This window comes from Acinetobacter sp. YH12040 (assembly GCF_013420005.1).
GTDB classification, from domain to species: domain Bacteria; phylum Pseudomonadota; class Gammaproteobacteria; order Pseudomonadales; family Moraxellaceae; genus Acinetobacter; species Acinetobacter amyesii.
On record NZ_VOZB01000013.1, the window covers coordinates 63,553 to 83,666 of the forward strand.

Annotated in this window: 11 protein-coding genes and 3 pseudogenes; 6 read left to right on the forward strand and 8 right to left on the reverse strand. The window is 40.3% G+C overall.

Annotated elements, in window-relative coordinates; genetic code table 11:
• Positions 1-14: 14 nt before the first annotated feature.
• From FTT99_RS13890 to FTT99_RS13900, 3 genes are read right to left on the reverse strand one after another with little or no spacing between them, the layout of a single operon-like run.
• Positions 15-2,423, reverse strand: a complete 2,409-nt coding sequence (locus FTT99_RS13890) for a DEAD/DEAH box helicase family protein (protein ID WP_094069352.1) — start codon at positions 2,421-2,423, stop codon at positions 15-17.
• A gap of 25 nt (positions 2,424-2,448) precedes the next feature.
• A complete protein-coding gene (locus FTT99_RS13895) occupies positions 2,449-2,820 on the reverse strand; it encodes a type II toxin-antitoxin system HigA family antitoxin (protein ID WP_000354814.1) in 372 nt (123 codons plus the stop codon).
• 31 nt (positions 2,821-2,851) lie between these two features.
• On the reverse strand, positions 2,852-3,154 hold the full coding sequence (locus FTT99_RS13900; protein ID WP_154320130.1) for a type II toxin-antitoxin system HigB family toxin: 303 nt from the start codon (positions 3,152-3,154) through the stop codon (positions 2,852-2,854).
• A gap of 390 nt (positions 3,155-3,544) precedes the next feature.
• Here FTT99_RS13900 and FTT99_RS13905 point away from each other — a divergent pair, with 390 nt between their 5' ends.
• Positions 3,545-3,748 (forward strand): hypothetical protein, encoded by a 204-nt coding sequence (locus FTT99_RS13905; RefSeq protein WP_094069354.1) that lies wholly within the window; start codon positions 3,545-3,547, stop codon positions 3,746-3,748.
• Positions 3,749-3,770: 22 nt separating this feature from the next.
• Here FTT99_RS13905 and FTT99_RS13910 read toward each other — a convergent pair whose 3' ends face one another.
• Positions 3,771-4,652 (reverse strand): hypothetical protein, encoded by an 882-nt coding sequence (locus FTT99_RS13910; protein WP_179989051.1) that lies wholly within the window; start codon positions 4,650-4,652, stop codon positions 3,771-3,773.
• A 67-nt stretch (positions 4,653-4,719) separates the two neighbouring features.
• On the reverse strand, positions 4,720-6,273 hold the full coding sequence (locus tag FTT99_RS13915) for an esterase-like activity of phytase family protein (RefSeq protein WP_167846514.1): 1,554 nt from the start codon (positions 6,271-6,273) through the stop codon (positions 4,720-4,722).
• A 474-nt stretch (positions 6,274-6,747) separates the two neighbouring features.
• On the opposite strand from FTT99_RS13915, the pseudogene FTT99_RS13920 reads away from it, so the two are divergent.
• Positions 6,748-7,575 (forward strand): annotated as a pseudogene (locus tag FTT99_RS13920) (TonB-dependent receptor domain-containing protein); the annotation flags it as partial.
• 268 nt (positions 7,576-7,843) lie between these two features.
• On the opposite strand, the pseudogene FTT99_RS16585 reads toward FTT99_RS13920, so the two are convergent.
• Both FTT99_RS16585 and FTT99_RS13925 read right to left on the reverse strand, forming a co-directional pair.
• Positions 7,844-7,930, reverse strand: a pseudogene (locus FTT99_RS16585) (HNH endonuclease); the annotation flags it as partial.
• 38 nt (positions 7,931-7,968) lie between these two features.
• Positions 7,969-9,201, reverse strand: coding sequence for an ATP-binding protein (locus FTT99_RS13925; RefSeq protein WP_094069408.1), 1,233 nt, complete (start codon positions 9,199-9,201; stop codon positions 7,969-7,971).
• Between the two features lie 335 nt (positions 9,202-9,536).
• Between FTT99_RS13925 and FTT99_RS13930 the strand changes: the two are divergent.
• Positions 9,537-9,839 (forward strand): annotated as a pseudogene (locus tag FTT99_RS13930) (transposase); the annotation flags it as partial.
• Here FTT99_RS13930 and FTT99_RS13935 read toward each other — a convergent pair.
• A complete protein-coding gene (locus FTT99_RS13935) occupies positions 9,824-10,162 on the reverse strand; it encodes a transposase (protein WP_154320127.1) in 339 nt (112 codons plus the stop codon). The pseudogene FTT99_RS13930 and the gene FTT99_RS13935 overlap by 16 nt on opposite strands.
• A 305-nt stretch (positions 10,163-10,467) precedes the next feature.
• Here FTT99_RS13935 and FTT99_RS13940 point away from each other — a divergent pair, with 305 nt between their 5' ends.
• The 3 genes from FTT99_RS13940 to FTT99_RS13950 all read left to right on the forward strand — a co-directional run bounded on the left by FTT99_RS13940 (position 10,468) and on the right by FTT99_RS13950 (position 19,994).
• Positions 10,468-12,225 carry a ShlB/FhaC/HecB family hemolysin secretion/activation protein gene (locus FTT99_RS13940; protein ID WP_154320126.1) on the forward strand — a complete coding sequence of 586 codons (1,758 nt, stop codon included), beginning with the start codon at positions 10,468-10,470 and terminating at the stop codon, positions 12,223-12,225.
• 86 nt (positions 12,226-12,311) lie between these two features.
• A complete protein-coding gene (locus FTT99_RS13945; protein WP_179989050.1) occupies positions 12,312-19,355 on the forward strand; it encodes a hemagglutinin repeat-containing protein in 7,044 nt (2,347 codons plus the stop codon).
• An 18-nt stretch (positions 19,356-19,373) separates the two neighbouring features.
• Positions 19,374-19,994, forward strand: a complete 621-nt coding sequence (locus tag FTT99_RS13950; RefSeq protein WP_154320123.1) for a hypothetical protein — start codon at positions 19,374-19,376, stop codon at positions 19,992-19,994.
• Positions 19,995-20,114: the final 120 nt, after the last annotated feature.

A 20,114-nucleotide genomic window follows, 5' to 3' on the forward strand; every position in this document is an offset into this window, starting at 1 on the left:
TGAAGTGCTGCTGTTTATTTTGGCTTGGTATTTGGTGAAGGGATGTTTTCTAATTTCAATGAAGGTTGCTTGTTACTGTTGTCATCAATGTACTCAAGGGCGTACCTCATAGCCTTGTAGCTTTTCTCGCGTTTTTTAAACATGCGTTGCAGCATAGGGAGAGTGCAGTCCACATAGTCGTGAATAGTGACTTGTGTTTTGCCTTCCGATTCACGATGAATACGACCGGCATATTGAGCCAATGTTCCTTTCCATGAGATGGGCATGGCCAAAAACAACGTATCCAGTCTTGGTAGGTCAAACCCTTCGCCTACATATTTTCCTGTTGCGACGACGACTTGAGCCGATTGCAGATGATTGTCAGCGTTCTTGCGTTCCGCAGCTTTCATGGCGCCTTTAAGTACGACAGTGCTTATACCCATTTCGGTAAGTCGTGAGTGTATGGATTCTGCGTGCTCTCTACGCTCTGTAAGGACTAACGGGTGTCCGCCATTTTGAACACACTCGTAGGCGTCTGAGACGATTTTTGAAGTGCGCTGCTCATTATTGACGAGCCAGCGGTAGGCATCGCTTATTTTGGGGCGCTCATCTGTTTTTATAAGCTCTGCTGCTGGTACATCGTAGAGCTGATGAATCATCACGGTTTGAGTAAATTGCTCATCAGGGCTTTGTTTCACTTTGTAGCGAATAGGCCCTGCCGCCATAAAAATGATCTTTTGATGACCATCTTGTCGCTCTGGTGTTGCTGTAAGGCCCAATACATATTTTGCTCTTACCTCGTTGAGTACCATTTCAAACCTTGGTGCAGATAGGTGGTGGCATTCGTCAACAATAATATGGCCGTAGTCTTGAATGAGAGGAGTGATGGAATTGTCTTTTTTATTAACCAAACTTTGGTAGGTGGCTATGTCGATAATGCCACTCGGCTTTCTTTTACCTCCGCCTATACTGCCAATGGTTACTTCGGGTAGGAACGTGCGTAAGCGCTCTTGCCATTGTTCGAGCAGTTGTCGGCTATGAACCAGTATGAGGGTATTTACTTTGCGTTTTACGATCATAGCAATGGCAGTAACCGTTTTTCCAAATGCAGTTGGCGCATGCAAAATACCGAAGTCATGTTTAGATATTGCGGCCACTGCGTCACGCTGGTTCTTTCGCAAAGTGAACTCAGGGGTAAGCTTTAATAATGGTTTACCAATTTCACGCTTATCGTCAAATAGTGGCGAAATGTTTTGCTCTTGTAGCAAAGCAATCGCATCATCGAGGCAGCCTCGCGGTAGTGCTAGATAACCGTTTTCAATACGAGCACAGGAAATAAACCTCGGAATGCCATGGGTTGAAAAGCGCAACGCTTGTGTTTTAAAAAACACAGGATTAGAAAAACTAGCTAATCGCTTTAGTCCGGCCAGTAATGGCCCAGGTAACTCGCTCATCAAAAAGTAGATATGGTTGGCCAAGGTAATGGTCACGTTTTTCGGCAAAGACTCTAATTTTATTGGTGCGGCTTTGGCTGTGATTTCCCAAGGAGGGCGGTTGTCTGTTAGCCCTTGCTCGGACAGTAATAGGGTGTTGGGTGAAATAGTTGTTATGAGTTGGTCAATACTCGACTGAGTGAGCGTTTTAAGCTCAGCAAGGTACCGCCATTGATCATCGATGGCATTCAGGTCACTGTCAACAAAGCAACTACGACCTGAAAGGCGAGCCTCCTTTTGAAGTGGTAACGCAATGAGATTGCCAAACCCGCCTTCAGGAAGTACATCTTGGTTAGGAAAGAGCCTGTCATAGGAGTCAAACGATAGATTTGGAAATATTTCCATGGCTTTATCAAGCAAAGCGAAACCCAGTGCCCGAGCATGGTTCGCTGGGATATTGGTTTCAAAAAATATCCATAAGTGAGCCCCGTTGCCAGAACGCGAGATTTCTATCGCGTGCGGAATATCAAACGCTTGGCACACTTTAGACATTGCTTTGACTTCTTCTTGCCAACAGCCTTTGTCAAAATCGGCTGCCAACAAATAGCACGAATTATCTTTAAGTAGTGGATACAGACCTACCACTTGATGACCGGCAAGGTGCCTGTAAATAATGTGCTCGTTTAATTCGCTAAACTTTCGGTGTGAACAGTCTTGGCATTTAATGCGGGGTTTGTTGCATAGCCCGCTTACCCACTCATTATCACAGGCTACGGAATAGCCACTGCGCCCCTGTTGATTTTGCCAACGATTGGCAAAGATATCCTCTCTTCCACGAAATCGTTGTCTGAATAAGGCGACCTTTTGTTCTGGCGTGAATGTCTGTACTGAACGCTCGATTTGAGCGCTACGCAAAGCCTCTCTTAATGCGAGAAGCTGCTGCTTTTCATTTTCAAGCTCAGCTAGCCTGTTATCAATAGCAGAAATGTTTGGGTAGCGAGCGTCATTCATAACAAACTAATTTTGATTCGCAGCACTATAAAGCGCGAACTTGCGGTGGCTTGATCAGCGACTCTGCTGGAATACCTAACCCTTCATGAAGTTTCCAAATCATTTTTAGCGTGAGTGATCGCTTATGGTTTAGGATTTCATAAACACGATTGCTTTTACCTATCATGGGTTCAAGATCTTTAACGGTTAAGCCTTTGCGCTCCATCTCAAACTTTATTGCCTCAACAGGGTCTGGCAAATCCATTGGAAAATGCTTTGCTTCGTAGGCCTCGACTAACGTAACCAAAATGTCCAGCTTTTCGCCTTCGACGGTATCAGGCTCCGCCATCATTAGGTTTTCGATGTCGTTTAATGCCGCGCGGTAGTCGGCATCTGTTTTAATAGGTCTGATGTCCATTATATTTACCTCTTGTTACTACCTTTTGGCTTCAAATCGTTTGTACATCAATTTTATCGTATTGCGCATGGCTGCCGATAAACCGTATGTAAACCACTTTGTACGCATAATTGATCCAAGCAACTAACCGGTATTTATTACCGGCAATGTTAAACACGACACGCCCATCTTTGAGGATGCTGGCATTTCTAAAGTCCTGTTTCACATCCGCCGGTGCTCCCCAATCAGCGTTTAATGCATGCCTATACCAAGCTAACGTTGGCTCTTTAGCGTCAATGTATTCTGAGCTGTCTTCCCAAAATGTTTTTAAGGTTGATAGTGCGATAATTCTCATAAATAGATATTAGTCCCAATTTGGGACTTTTGCAAGTTTGGTATTCTTGATGCGGTTAGGAGTTGTTACCGCATCCCCAATTGCCCCATTCCTTGGGGCGGTTCACATCCCTCTTATTCACCCTCTTAAGCTCGGCATATCAAGTGTTGCCCCATTGTCCCAACTGCCACGGTAAGTGATCAAATGGGGGGCTTGCTATTTTCGCCTGATGGGCCTTTTCGACATGCGGCTGCGTTTGCCATCGAAGAAGGCCAATACTCTGAACCAATAGAGTGATTCTTCATACCCCAAGCTGTGCGTTGGACGTGCAGGCGGGATGAGCCCCAGTTTGCGTCCTAAACTGACAATCACGTAGAAGCGAACGGAAAATACCTATACGAGCCTGAAACTGTGGCTGAAGTTGAGCATATTCTAGGTGCTGTTGTTGTTCTATTAAGACAGCCGATTTATTCACTCGGTTTAGGCTGTGTGATTAATGTGTTTAGAACAGCCCAAGCTTTAAATATTGGGCTTGAAATTGGGGCAGAGAAGGATAACTTGTATCTCAAACCTGATCTGACAGTTACCCATTTTTTATTGTTTCTATCAGGTTAAATTTTCTAGATGTGTATGAAGGCTAATTGCAGAAATTTGATTGATATTGGTACACAAACTGAGTCTTTGTTGCTGTCGAAGTTGGTGCATTATATTGGGTTAAACCTTTTAAAGCACTGAAGCTTAAAGCAGCACGATCAACTACTTTTCTTGTGAAATTCGCATTGGGATCTGAATATTTAAACGAAATTTCTGCTAAAACAGGTTTTAGACTACCGTAAGGCAATAGGGTATACCATAAACTTAACTCTAAATCTGCATCGAATTCACCTAAATCAATCGTTGCACCACTATATTTTCGTTCATAGATAGTTAGACCACCAACTTGATTCAGGGCTAGACTATTATTAAAATTATAGTCATTTTTGAAGCCAGTAAATAGAATATTGATATCCTCAAAATCGTTAATGGTTCGCGAGGTTGGTACGGTTGTTGACTTGCTTGCAACTACAAGGAAACTCAAGTTATCTTTACGAGTAATGTCATCTTCTAGCTTAGTTTTTGCGCCTGATACATTGCTAGTCAAATCTTTGAAGTCAGCAATATAATGGTCATATCCACGATACTTTAAAGTTACTTCTTTTGTACCATTTTCATTACGCTCTCTGAAGCTGTATCCCATATTTTTTAAAGTACAGCTTCCTTGAGTATCGTAAAAGCGGATTTCTCTTTGTGTATCAAAGATCATAGCACCAGTTACGTCACGACTGATTTTATTTTCAATCGCATTTTTCACCGCTGAAAAATAGCTATTTATGCTGCTTGCTTCATTTCCATAATTAAAATTTATGGGATCTAATAGTACTTTGTATTCGCGAGATGTGGCTTTGGGAGATGCATAGCTCAGCGATGGTAGCACTGTAATTGCCAAGAAAGTTATCAAAGCCGATTGAGTTATTCTCATTTTTCTCTCTAGACAAAAGTTGAATTTAAAAAGCCCAAAAGTTTTAGCTTTTGGGCTTCATTCATTGTTATGGGTTGAAAAGATTTAACTTATCGGCAATATATAAGGTAGGTGTATCGACACGCATGCCCACATTATCCAAATACTTTTGCTCTAAACCATTGGTTGTCCAAAGACCCATGTCATCATCATTCACAATGCCAAGAGTTTGTCGGTTAATCAACCATAGACCTTCCATTTTGTCATGCGCATAACTTACACGTTTACCCATATCCAATACCAATGTTTTACTTACTGGCTGAATATTTAGTGCTTGTAATGCTTCCCATTTTTTATCGTTATTGATGAAATATTGCTCGAGGGTTTTACCTGCAATCGTTAAACCAAGTTTAGGATCTTGCACTAGATCGCCCTGAGTTGCGATATCCTCCAAATTGGTAGCATCCTTCAGATCAATACGATAAACATGTTTCATGATATTCGGATCGTCTTTAAGGAATTTGCCATCACGTTCCAGTACTAAAAACTCATGATCATTAATCGCAATAATAGCTGAGTTTGAGTTAGCATCAATTTCTTGACGATAGAGATACTGAGCAACTTTTCCTGTTTCAAGATTGATCGTCACAATACGTGTTAAGGTTGATTTATTAACAGCTTTAGTCGGTAAGTCCATTGTCGATTGCATAATCCCAACCAATGTTTTTTGGTCAGGTGTAATAGTTAAACCTTCCATACCACGGTTGGCACGACGATAACTAAATTCTTGCGGTAAAGTGAAGGTATTGCGCACATCATTTACAAAAGGATTAATACGACCAATTTCTTTTCCATTGGCATCATAGTGCACAATGTGAGGACCATATTCATCACTCACCCAGAATGTACCATCATTCAATGCTGCCAAACCTTCAGAATCGAGACCGTAATCATCAAGTTTGATAGGGTTCGTTATTGGGTCATAAGGCTTTGATGGATCTTTAGCGATGACCTTGCCATGAATATCGTAAGGTGTTTCGCCTGTACCACCTAGTGCAGCAGTATTCGGTAATCCACTAATATTATTTCCATCACGATCTTTTAATAAAATCGTTTTGATGAGTTTGATTGAGCCATCATCTTGTACCTCAAACAACCCAATTTTAGGTATATAGTCTGGCATTGGAAAAATCTTACCAGCACCATTCACGCCATCATTATAGTCAGCATTTGGGCCACGATCTGTGATTGCGTAAAATTGTTTATTGTTCGTAGGATGGGCAGCAACATCAGAGCCAAAGCCACCCTGTCGAAGTGTAAATGCACTCGCAATAGTTGTTCCATTCGCCTTAAAGCTTGTTAAGTTTTGGTAAGGCAATGCAACCCCTTGGGCAAATAAGTTTGGACCACACTGGATGGAGCTTTGCTGGATTTCATTCGCATCCAACTCACCATTTTGATTTTTATCCAAACCACTTTCAATACGTGTTCCAGCACTCCAGCAATCATCATTTCCAAGTACTAAAGGCGTCTGTTGAATCAAACTATTCAATCCATTTTGACCATTGTCCCCATCATCAGTACATGCGGTTAATAAAATTGTCGAAGCTAATAAAGCTAAGGTTAGTGGTTTTTTTTTCATTTTTTTGAAGCATCATGTTTAAAAAGCTTCATCATAAGAAGCAAAAATGACAATTACATGAATGAAATATGATCAATGTAAAATTTTAGCAAATTAAAAATATCAGTAGTTTGTGGGGGTTATATCTAGGTTTTCTTCATTATTTATCAAATGTGGTTTGAGGTAAAATTAAAATAAAACTTTAAACTGCCACAGTATTCTAGATATAAGCAGCCTTATTATGAAGCTGTCTCATAGGGCAGGGTTATACCAATGCTAAGTTTGAAGTGATTGAATCATCCTACTTACTAACGACACAATGTGACGTGTCGAAATTTATGTTTATTGAAAATTCCCCCAAATAATTTAAATTACTGTAATATTTTCCAATAGTTAAAACATTGCTAGTAGCATCATCAACTTAAATGTACTGTGTTGCAGGTAATAGAATTAAGACATCAGAAATAGCTTCAGCACCATGACTAAACCACAGGCAATGGTGATGACAGTGGTTCAACAGATTATCAAAAGTTACTTCCAACTGTCGCTTTAGGCTGGGATATATTACCTGAGCTTTATACTTATGCTAGCTATGGCAAAGGCTTCGAAACACCAACCTTTACCGAGATGGCCTATCTTACAGTAGGGACTTCAGGCATTAACTTTAATTTAAAACCTGCGACCAGTGATACCGTAGAACTTGGCTTAAAATCGCAGAATACCTTAGGGTTATTTACTTTTGCTGTATTTCATACTGAAACTAAAAATGACATTGTGCCTGACGATGCCAATGGCGGGCGAAGCACATTTCGTAATGCAGAAAAAACCTTACGTGAAGGCTTAGAGTTATCGTGGCAAAAACAGCTCTGGCAAGCACTCAATATTCGAACCAGTTATAGTTATTTAGATGCGACTTTTGATGCTGATATTCCAGCGACCACAACCAAACCGCTGATACAAAAAGGAACATATATTCCAGGTATTGCCAAGAATCAAGCTTTTGTAGGCTTGGCATGGCAACCTGAGCAGGGATTTCAGGCAGGCTTAGAAGCACGTTATATGGACAAGATTTATGTCGATGATATCAACTCTGATACTGCACCAAGTTATACGGTCGTTGCGGCAAATGTTGGCTATTTGTGGGTCAATAAAGACTGGAAAGTAAATACTTATGCACGACTAGATAATTTATTAGATCGAAACTATGTGGGTTCCGTGATTGTCAATGATAGTAATAATCGTTTCTTTGAGCCCGCAGATAGACGAAATTTTAATGTTGGACTATCGATAAAAAAATATTCTAACATAGGCTTTGTTGCATAAATACATAACCAACTGATTTTGTTCATTAATTTTTAGGTTGAAATTCATACAAACCTATTTAAATCAGAAGCTTACAAAATCTTTATGCAACAAAGCCGTGGAACAGCCACAAATAAACTCAGTAATAAATTTTTAAACATATTAATCCCCCGTTAAGTAACGGATTATAACAGCCGTAACTATCTAATCACATGCAAAAAGTAGCCGTTTCGCCTTTTCCTGTCCTCACATGATGCAAGCGGACCATACATCTTAATCAGATAGAAATCGAGTCGAGGTAAATCAATCCATCACAAATGGAGCAGAAATTATGCTTGATCACACTCTTGGTTAATGCTGAAAAGTCTTTGAGTTTTAATTAATAAATAAGTGTATCCATGTCTACCCTCAACTTTACTTATTTTCAGATAGCAACCAATCGAGAGCACTCATTTTTACAATACCATTATAATTCGCTTCAGTCCCTATCGTGTCTAAGGTAAGCAAATACTTGGGATACGAATCAGAAATTTTCTGTAATGGACGTAACTCTCGGCTGAGTGTCTCCTCATTGAGCGTTTCTAATGCCACCTGATAATAAGTTAAATTCTGTAAAGTATCGACAGCAACAAAATCAATTTCATATTCATCAACCCGCCCTACATAGACCGTATAACCTCGTCTGACAAGCTCAAGATAAATCACATTTTCTAAGATATGACCTTGATCAGCATTAGCATCAGGCAACATAATCCGGCGCAATCCGACATCAACTAAATAGTATTTTTCAGAGGATTGTAATAACTCACGCCCGCGTACTTTAAATTGTGCGGCACTATAAAATAACAAACTGTCCTGTAAGCCCTGAATATAGCGTTTTACTGTTTCAAATGAAATTTTAACCCCACTTGAAACAAAGGTATTTTTAATTTTATTGATGGAAATAGGTGAGCCTGTCACGCTTGCCAAATATCTTGCGACACGCTCGAGAGAGTTAATATCGGCAGTATTCAAACGGGGAATAACATCTTTAAACATTACACTGGCATAGACTGCTTGCAAGTAATCATAAGTTTCCTGCTGGCTAGTCATGGCAAGCGTATAAGGGAAACTACTGCGCGTATACATGGCATACAAATCACGATTTGATAATTGTTGGATGATCGGATTATTTTCAATATGCCACTGTTTAAATTCTTGGAATGACAGAGGTAGAACATGTTGCTCGATATAGCGTCCTGTAAGTAAAGTCGCAAGTTCTCCACTTAGAAAGAATGCATTTGAGCCTGTAATATATAAATCGATATAATCCCGAACATATAAAGAGTCGACTACTTTCTCAAAATTTGTAACATGTTGTATTTCATCTAAGAAAACATAGTTTTTTTTACTTTTATCAACTTTGGACAATACATAATCATGTAGTTTACGGTAATCGGTGAGTTCTTCAAATTCCATAAATTCGAAGTTGATGGCAATGATGTTTTCGGCTTGTACACCCTGTGCTTTTAGGATTTGTTGAAACATTGCCAATAAGGTGGATTTTCCAGAGCGACGCACACCTGAAAGTACTTTAATGACATCACGGTCTTGCCATGTATTCAGAAATTTTAAGTAGCCATCACGTCGAATATTAGCGCTTCTCATTATTTACACTTGGAATCTAAAGTTTTAATAAATTATATCAAATTTTAGAACGTATATGTAAATATATTTAATTTTAAAAAAAGTTTAAGGTTAAGTGAAACATTCAAAGCTGCTGTTGAAGTATACGGATAGTAAATGTAATAAAAATCCAGATTCTATCTTTTTTGACTCTGTACACGACAAAAAACCTAAATATGCCTAATATCGTATCTGGGTCTACTCCTTAGATGAGCAATGGTGATGCCTTGTTTTCGGATTTGTTGAGACTGTAAATAAAACTATGTAAACGCTTAAACTCCCCCAACGTTGTTGGGGTCAAACAAAAGGTGTTTACCATGAAAGATGAAGCAATGTTGGCACTCGCTAAAGAGTTAGCCAAGAACCTAAAAACCGAACTCGATCTCAATAATTTTAGTCGGGCTTTAAAGAAATTGACTGTTGAAACTGCCCTTAATGCGGAACTCACCGACCATTTAGGTTACGAAAAGAATAGTCCACGAACAGGTAAAAATGCTCGCAATGGTTACACAACGAAGCGTCTACTGACTGATGATGGTGAGTTTGAACTAGATACCCCTAGAGATCGTGAGGGTAAATTTGAGCCACAGCTTATCAAGAAAAATCAGACCCGTATCACAAAGCCAATTTCTGCTTTTGAGTGAGGTAAAGCAATTTGAACCGTTAACATATTAGTAGAAATAGGATCTAATGGTGCAGAGCAGGATAAGGCAATAAATGCAGGTTTATTCGGTGGTGGTGAGCGATCATTCTTTGGTTTACCATCAAATAAGCGAATCCATTTGGATACAAGATTTGCATTCAATCCATGTTGCAAAGCGACCGAAGCAATTGAAACGTCAGGTGCTTTACAAGCCTGAACGATCTGCTGTTTAAATTCAGCACTGTATGTTCTTCGTTTTTTCGCTAGAGATGCGATGGATGTCTGATTATTTGTCGTCATAAATTTAAGTCCCCACTTGTTTTTAAGTGGGGACTAAATTAAGGCTTATAGGATGAATTCATAAGGTGTGTTCAGCGGACGCTTACGAAAAAACAGCCAAGTGCTCATATGGTACAGTTATATCAAGAACAATGGTCAGATTGGCTATCAACGACACATGTGGCAAGTGAAGGTGTCCTGCAGAATGAAAGTTAAGTGTCTATTGAGGGGTACAATCTAATGGGAGAAATTGAAAAATAAAATACCATTGAATATTTGGTCATTATTTGTTAATTTCTGCGCAAAATTTAACATGCAATAAATTTATGTTCAAAAAAAATATAGTATTAAAAAGTATTTTGCTTACTTTGGGTGGTTTTGTTGTTACTCCTTTTGCATTTGCAGAAACATTTGATCCAGCGATAGATGGTTTGATTCGAAACCAGCAGCGCCAAGCAGAACTAGAAAAAATTATACAACCAGAACGTGATGTTAATTTAGATGTCATCCAAAAAAAAGAAGCTGTACAACTTACCGACCTTGAAGATCAGAATTGTTTTGAAATCAAGACAGTTGAACTTGATGGCGAAATGAGTAAGCATTTTGATCAATATGTGCAACAAGCGTTAAAAGATTTAAGTTTTACTCCAGGTTTATGCATGGGTGAGCAGCGAATTAATCTGTTGATGACGCAAACGCAGAACATCATCATTGGCCGAGGCTTTACTACGACACGAATATTGGCTGCACCTCAAAACTTAAGTACAGGCGTATTAAAACTCACCGTCATTCCGGGATTAGTTCGAGAAATCAAACTCGATTTAAGTGATGAGGAAAATACCCGAGCAGGCCGAATTCAATATGCCAAAAATATCTTTCCAATGAAGAGTGGCGATATTCTCAATTTACGTGACTTAGAGCAAGGCTTAGAAAACTTAAAAAGACTGCCTACAGCGGAAGCTGATATTCAAATTATTCCTGCAGATGCGCCCAATCAAAGTGATGTTATCGTCAAATGGAAACAGCGAAAAATTCCAATTCGCGTGACCTTAAGTGCTGATGATGCCGGTAGTCGTCAAACCGGTAAATACCAAGGTAACATCACCGTTTCAGTCGATAACCCTTTATTTAGAAGTGACTTATTTTACGTCACCATGGGCCGTAACTTAGCAGATCAGCAAGAGATTACGGATCAAAATGGAACCACTGTGAAGAGCGGAACCCATAACTATGCCCTTCATTATTCAGTCCCTTATAAAAACTGGCTGATCAGCGCCAATGCGAGTCGATACAATTATGACCAAGCTGTTGCAGGCACCAATAATGTCTATAACTATAATGGAGAAAGTCAGACTCAAGACTTAGGCTTGACCCGATTGCTTTATCGGGATGCCAAGCGTAAAACCTCAGCGACCTTGAAAGGCTGGCATCGAGAATCTAAAAGCTATATTGATGATGCCGAACTGACCATACAGCGCAGAGATGTTGCGGGTTGGCAGTTAAACCTTGATCATCGTGAATATATTCAATTTGCAGTGCTGGATTTGAGTCTAGGGTATAAGCGAGGCACAGGTGCATTCGATTCATTACCAGCAGTTGAGGAAGCGCTGAACGAAGGTACATCACGGATGAAGATCTGGACGCTAGATGCCAATCTGAATGTTCCGTTCCAATTTGAGAACCAGCAATATAGCTACTCAAGTGCCTTTAGAGCGCAATACAATGACACCCCGCTGACCATCCAAGACCGGCTTTCCATTGGTGGAAGGTATACAGTACGCGGTTTTGATGGTGACCTAACCCTAGCAGCAGACCGTGGCTTCTACTGGCGCAATGATTTAGCCATGTCTATTTTTCCCGCACATCAATTCTATATGGCCTTGGATGCTGGGCATGTTGATGGTCAATCTGCCCAATGGCTTTTAGGTAAAACCCTTGTGGGTGGTGCGATGGGGCTACGTGGTCAATTTAAGGTGGGTGGCACTTTTTACTACGATATATTTATCGGTAAACCAATCAAGAAGCCTGAATATTTCCAAAATTATGATTTGAATTATGGTTTTAGTGCCAGTTATTCATTCTGATCTAAAGAAAAGTACAAACTAAAAAATGAGCTCGTAGTATTAAAGCGAAAAAATCTCCCAAATAAAGACACATTGGTAATTGAAAAATGAATAAGAACTGCTATAAAACGATTTTTAGTCAAACCCGTGGTGAAATGATTGCTGTTGCAGAAAATGTCGCAGCTGCAGGACAAGCCTCAACACAGAATAATAAAGCGGTTGATCTTGAAACACCAGTCGTTGCTTCTGAAAAAAGTTTAGCTTTAAAAGTTCTTTCATTTTCATTGATGCTGATTACAGGCACTGCCCTGATCAATGCATCTATTGGTGTATCGCACAGCAATGTTGTTGCAGACTCGAATGCGGCAGGCAATCAGCGTCCAACGATATTGAACAGTGCCAATGGCACAACGCAGGTGAATATTCAAACCCCAAGCAAAGCTGGGGTATCGGTGAATCACTACCAGCAATTTGATGTGAATCAGAACGGTGTCATTTTAAATAACAGCCGCCAAAATACTCAAACGCAGCTTGGGGGTTATATCCAAGCCAATCCGTGGCTTGCAGGCGGTGAAGCCAAAGTCATTGTTAATCAGGTGAACGGCAGCAATCCAAGTCACTTAAATGGCTATGTAGAGGTCGGTGGACGTAAAGCAGATGTGATCATTGCCAACCAAGCTGGGATTAATGTCGATGGTGGCGGTTTTATCAATGCAGGTGGGGTGACTTTAAGTACCGCCAATCCGAATATTCAAAATGGACAAGTGACAGGTTATCAAGTCCGTGACGGGGTGATTAACATCACAGGTCAGGGCTTGGATGCCAGTAAAGCCGACTATACCCAGTTACTCAGCCGTGCTGCACAGATCAATGCGGGGATTTGGGCTAAAGAATTGACGGTGGTTGCTGGACAAAATGATATTGAAGTTAATCCGCAGGCTGGTGCGATACAGGCGGCTTCGGGGTTGGCAGGCACTGTGCCACAGTTTGCCATTGATACCAGTCACTTAGGCGGAATGTATGCGGGCAAAATCAGTTTAATCAGTACCGAACAAGGGGTTGGGATTAACAATGCAGGGCAAGTGTTTGCTTCAGCCGGGCATATTAAAATCAGTGCCAATGGCGAGCTGCAAAATAGCGGTGCAGTAGTTGCAGAAAATAAAGTCGATAGCACCCCAGCGAGTTTAAATCTTCAAGCAAAAGATTTAAACAATAATGGCAAGATATTAAGTCTAGGCGATCAACGCATTCAGGCTGAAAACGTCAACAATACCGGCCTCATTAATAGCCAAGGTTTAACTCGTATTGATGCCAGTCAAGGCATCCAAAACGTGGGTACAGGTCAAATCTATGGTGACCATATTGCCCTGCAAGCCGCGCATCTTCTCAATGCAGAACAGCAAACCAATGGCGATGTCAAAGCAGGCACGATTGCGGCACGTCAACGCTTAGATATTGCAGGCGGAAAAATTGAAAACCGAGAACAAGCCTTAATTGCCAGCGAAGGTGCGCTGACTGTTGGTGGACAACTCAATGCAAACCATATGGCAGAAGGCTCTGCCGCATTATTAGACAATGCCAGTGCACGTATTCAATCCGTGGGTGATATGTACTTAGGCGTGGATATTTTGACCAACCGAAATTTGCATTTCAGTTCAAGTGTCAAAGAAATACCAGAAACCCGCAAAGATGTGACCGCTTATCAAGGTGCTGGAAGCGCTGAAATTCTTGATTCATCGCATATTACAGGTCGTGGCAGTTATGACAGCATTTATCTGGATGGTCAAAAATATGAAGACTATACCCGATATATCTACAACCAGTACGAAACCCAACACTATGTGGATTCCAGTGCACCAGCGGAGATTATTTCAGGTGGCACACTGACGCTAAAAGGCCAAAGCCTGACCAATGACAAGAGCCAAATTCTAGCGACGAAAGGCATTAATATTGAACAAAATGAAGTGAATAATATTGATGCTGAGGGTGAGCATCGTGTGATTAAAACGGGGACATCACAGTATCACTATGTAGGTTGGAATACATTAGGTACAAGTAAACGAAGTAAGTGGAACAGTGTTAAACCCTATAATCCAGCTGATATCGTAACGCCAATAAAACTTGATGTGGTGAAATATGATGGTGCTCACCAAGGCACATTAAATGGTGATACCTCAGAACTCAGCTTACCGCTGCAATCCTTATACAGCGTTAATAAAGAAAATAATAACCGCCCTTTGATTGAAAGCAGCGATGCCTTTACCAATTATAAAAATTGGTTAGGCAGTGATTACATGCTGCAAATGTTCGCGACCAACCCACAAAATATGCAAAAACGTTTAGGGGATGGTTATTACGAGCAAAAACTGGTCAATGACCAAATTGCACAACTGACGGGTCAAGTTTATTTAGATGGTTATACGAACTTCGAGGATCAATTCAAAGCCTTGATGGATTCTGGGGTAAGTGCTGCCAAAGATCTTAATTTAAGTGTTGGAGTGAAGCTCTCAGAAGCACAGATTGCTCGATTGACCAGTGATATGGTGTGGCTGGTGACAGAAACCATTACCGTTGATGGCGAAAAAATCCAAGTCTTGGTACCGAAAGTGTATGTTGCGGTACAGTCGGGGGACTTAAACAACAAAGGTGCCTTGATTGCAGGCGAGACGGTCAATTTAAAACTGAGTGGGGATTTAAACAACCAAGGCAGTATTGCTGGACGCCAATTGGTGAGTCTTGAAGCCAATAACATTAATAACGTGGGTGGCTTAATACAAGGTCGAGATGTCTTTGCGACAGCACACACCGATATCAATAATATTGGTGGGACAATGACCGCCAATCAAATCCTTGCCCTTGATGCGGGCCGAGACATTAACAACATCACCACGACGATTAAAACTGAAAATAAGCACGGTTTAAGTGAATTTAGCGCTGAAAACATTGGCCGTGTTGCTGGGCTGTATGTACAAGATGCGGATGGTCAGCTGGTTGCCAATGCCAAGAATAATATCAATCTGACTGCATCAGATCTACAAAGCCAAGGTAGCATTGCGATCCAAGCGGGACAAGACCTGAATCTTTCTACGGTGAATGTCAGTCGCAGTGATTTAAGCTCAGCAGGTGACAAGGATCAGATTCTGAATGCTTCGAGTCGAGATGTAGGGACGCAGATTCAGGCGAAAGGAAATATTTCCCTGCAAAGTGGTGCCAATACTCAGATTAAAGCCAGCACCTTGAACAGTACGTCGGGCAATGTAGTGATTGATGCTGGACAAAATGTCTTGATCGAAAATGGACGAGATGAACGCAGTTCTCAGCTTGCAGCCCAAGAAAAAGGTGGCTTCTCTACAACAGATAAAAAAATCCAATCTTCGACCAGTCAATCGATTGCAACCGACATCCAATCGGGTGGCAATATCCTGATCAATAGCCAAACAGGAGATATTCAAGCCACGCACCTGCAAGCTGGTGCGAAAGACAGCATTCAAATTACGGCAAACCAAGGCAATGTAAAACTTTTGTCAGATATTGATACTGATATAAAGAGCACGGAAACAGCCAAGAAAAATACAATTCAATTTAAAAACCGTCAATCAGGATATATCGACGAAGATGTTGCACAAACACAGCTCAAAGCTGGCAAAAATGTTGATATCAATGCCGGTAAAAATATCGAGCTGCAAGCCAATGATATACAAGCTCAAGACAATATTTATATTGGCAATAAACAATTCGAACGCCAAGCGGATGGCAGTTTAAAATCCAAAGATGGTAATGCCCTGCCCGAAAATGTCAGTCTGACGACATTAGAAACCAATGATCAGCAATGGGATGAAACCCAAAAAGGTTATCGTGGCATTGCCAAAGACTTAATGAAAGTGACTGCTGTTGGCTTAGCGGGTATTGAGGCTTTAGCTCCGGGATTAAAAGCACCGAAGATCACGATCGGAGAATCATCGAGCACACGGACTGAGCAAAGAACACAAACAGGGACCGATCTTGGTGCCAATAATGTCTATGTGGGTTCAGCAGGTCAAACGACACTGACCAGTAGCAACATTGATGCACAGAACACGGTCTTAGCGGGCAAAAAAGTCACGCTCGATGCAGCAGAAGAACAACACAAAACTGTTACGTCAAACAGCAAAGAAACGGTACAAGGTCTTGGGGTTAAGCTGAATAAAGACAGCATTCGAGTGGGCGGCTTTGTACTTGAAGACGCAGAGAATACCGTTAAAACTACAGCCACAACGCATAAGTCAGGCAATATCAATACTGAAAATTTAACAATTCAAGGTGCAGAAGGTGTAGATATCCTCGGCCAAAATATCACAGCGACAGGTGATACGATCATTGATCATGGTCGAGGAAATCTTAACATAGGCGGTTATGAAAATAAAACCACCACAGAAGAAAAGACTCATACTGAAACCATCAGTACAGAAGTCGGCATTCGCAATGCCTATTTAGATGCAATCTTAGCGGTAGAAGCTGTTGCAGATGCAACTAAAGCCTTATCTAAAGCTAAAGATGATTATAGCCAAGCACAACGTGACTATGCAGCGGGTCGAATTACCAAAGGAGCCTTAGATGACAGCAAAGCCAATGTCGCAATGGCAACGGCCAATGTGGCAAGTGCACAGATTGCTGTAGGGGCAGCAGCCGCATCTGCGGCTGCAAGCAGTGCAACCTATGGCTTTACTATTGGTGCCAATGGTGAAAGGATTGAAACTACGACGACCACGAATACAGAACAAAGCCAATGGCAAGGTAGCAACTTAGATTTAAATAACCTTCAGCTTAAATCAGAAGGCCAAGACATCAATATCCAAGGCAGCCGAGTGAATGCAACAGGCACCACGACCTTTGATGGCAGCAAAGACCTCAATGTGACTGCAGGCGTCGAGCATAGTAAACAGGACAGCAATAGTAAAACCAATAGCCAAAGTGTGAGCTATACCTATGGCGGTGGCGGCAGTGCTTCAATAGGCAAGCAAACCAGCCAATCACAAAACGAAAGCCTCACCCACGTAAATAGTGAAGTTGTGCTGAATCGTACTGAAGGTGCAATAGACAAACTGAATATTCAGGGCGGTGAGGTTTCTATCGCTGACCGAGGTAATCTACAAGTAAATCAGATCCATGTAGAAAGCTTGCAGGATACAGAGACTAGCAGTAATAGCAGCAAAGGCGGAAATATTGGCTTAGGTTTTGGTTCTAACGGTAAAGCCAGCAATATCAGCGCTGGCTATAACCAAAGTAAGGGCAGCATTGACAGTGCATGGGTAAATGACACTAGTAAGCTGCTGATTGGCAATGCGCAGAACGATGCTGATCTAGATGCGATGGGTGTTAAAAATATTACCAGTATTGGTGGTGTGATTGCCAATGCGACGAAGAATGAAGACGGCACATTAACGGATCACGGTAAGCTGAACTATTCAGGCGAACTTGCGCTGAAAGACATAGAAGATCATAACTACAACAGTAGCAGTGGTTTTAATGTATCAACGACGATAGGCAAAACCACGAACAACAAAGATGGAGAAAAATCCAAATATCCAAACGGTTCAACCACCATTGGCCTTAACAGCAGTGGACAAGAAACAGAACAATTGACTAAGGCAACGATGGGTCAAGGGACTGTTGCAAATGCCTCAGACAGCACCAATCGGGACATTAATAATACGCAAGAAATTACTCGTGACCAAGTGACGGGCATGCTGGATGGTTCTGTGACGGTTGATCAGCGTTTACTGAGTAAGAGTGGACGGGCGGAGATTATTCAAGAGCAGAAGGAATTACCTGAAAATTTCCGTCAAAGTGCTGAAAATATTGTGAAGCAAATGCCTGAGGGAGAATATAAAGAGAAGGCTTTACAAAGTTTAAATAATATACAAGCAAAACTTTATAGTTTACCAGCAGATTTTGAGGGTTTAGAGGAATATGGGCAGCAAGTTGCAGGGGAGCTATTGAAAAATGGTCTTGAAATTAAAGAGGTCGAAAAGATTATAGATACAGATAATTATTGGTATGCAATTCAAAAATTATCTGCTGTCCAAGAACAATTAGATATTTTGAGTCAGAATGGTAGTGGCATTGAACAGATTCTTAATTCTGAGCTCTCTAAAGAGCAACCAATAGTCAACTCAAACTCCTTAATTAGTATATTAGCTGAAAATACAGATAGTTCTCTTGCTGTAAAAGAAACGGATTTACTAGGTTTTAAATTTTTACATGCGGCAGCAGAAATTAGTAAAAATATAGAAAAAATTTCTGTAGATAGTGGTGTTGACATTGAAAAAATACAACTTGCTGCTAGCGTGTTGTTAGGAGGGCCTGTAAAAGCAACAGCAGGATATATAGTTAATCAATTTAGTGGAGAATATATTGATTATGCTACAAATGCGGTATCAGATCATTTAGTAAAATCACTCTACGGACTTTCAGATGGTCTATATGATGATTGGAGTCGGTCTGAAAAAATTAGTGAGTTGAAACAGCTTGGACTAAGCGATGATGATTTTCAACGAAGTCTTAATTATGCGGAATCACTGCAAAATGCAAAGCTAGGTGCTACTTTTATTGTTGGTATAGCTGCTGAGACACTAATTTCAGGGAAAGGAAAAGCTAAAAATAGTGATGAAATATCAGTAAAACCTACTGTTCCTGATTATGTTACTCGTAATGATCATGATTTTTCTGCTACAGAAAATTATAAAGGTAAACCAAAAGCTTACATAAATGACAAAGGTGATTTGGTTGCTGCAAACCCTGAAGGAACAGGATCTGTTCAATCTCATATTAGAGGTGGTAATTCTGAGAATACACCATACATTTCAACAAGTGATCCAGCAATAGCTATTGATTCTAAAAATTATGGTGGTGAGCAAATTAAGATTGATACGAAGCGATTGCAGGAAGATATTGATGCAGGTAAGATTTCTGGTAGTCAGATTGTGACACATACCGAAGTTAGAAAGGAATTACAATCTAAAGTCGATGCAGCTCAGGCGAAATATGATCGTAATCCTAGTAAAAAAAATCGAGATAAATTAAGAGATGCAAATAAAGATTTGAATCATGCTATTAGAGATGGGGAATGCTTAATCAAAGGTTGTGTTCCATCAGAATACATAAAGAAATAGTTTGTAAGGAGTATAGAGTTGGAACAGAAGATTATAGACTTATTAAATGAGATTCCTGATAGTGTCAATTATACAGATATAGCAGAGGACTTAGATGCTGAAGATATTTCAGTTAGCCGTATAGAACAGTTAAGAGAATTATTAACAAATTCGGATGACTATATTGTATTCCAAGCTGCTAAATTGTTGACATTTTGGGGAGATGATTATGGTTTTAATGCTTTAACTGCATTATTTGAAAACAATAAATTAAATGGTTTTATTGATCATAGGCTAAATGGTTATGATGATACATTGCAACATGTTCTTAGAGCATTTATTCGTTATTGGGCTGATAAATCTGACCATGGTCTAGGTACCTTAACAAGAAAAAAATTGTTTCCATATATTGTCAAAATAATAGAGCTTGCTAATACTCAACCTTTTGGAATAGATTCTTTATTTGGTTTAATAATCGATGAGGACTTCAAAGAATATATTCCATTTTTAAAAGAACATTTAATTTCAATCATTGATCATCCAGAAATACATGGTTGGAAAATTCATGATGTTATTGAGTTATTTTTAAAAATTGAACCTGATTTTGTATATAAATTATTGGATGAAAAAGGAAAGACGTTAAAGGATTTTAATTTTTGAAATTAATGTATCGACCAGTATTGGTATTCCACAAAAGGGAACTAAAGAAGCTTCTACAGCTCCAAAAGGTTCAACGACCATTGGTATCAATAGCAGCGGGCAAGAAACAGAACAACTGAC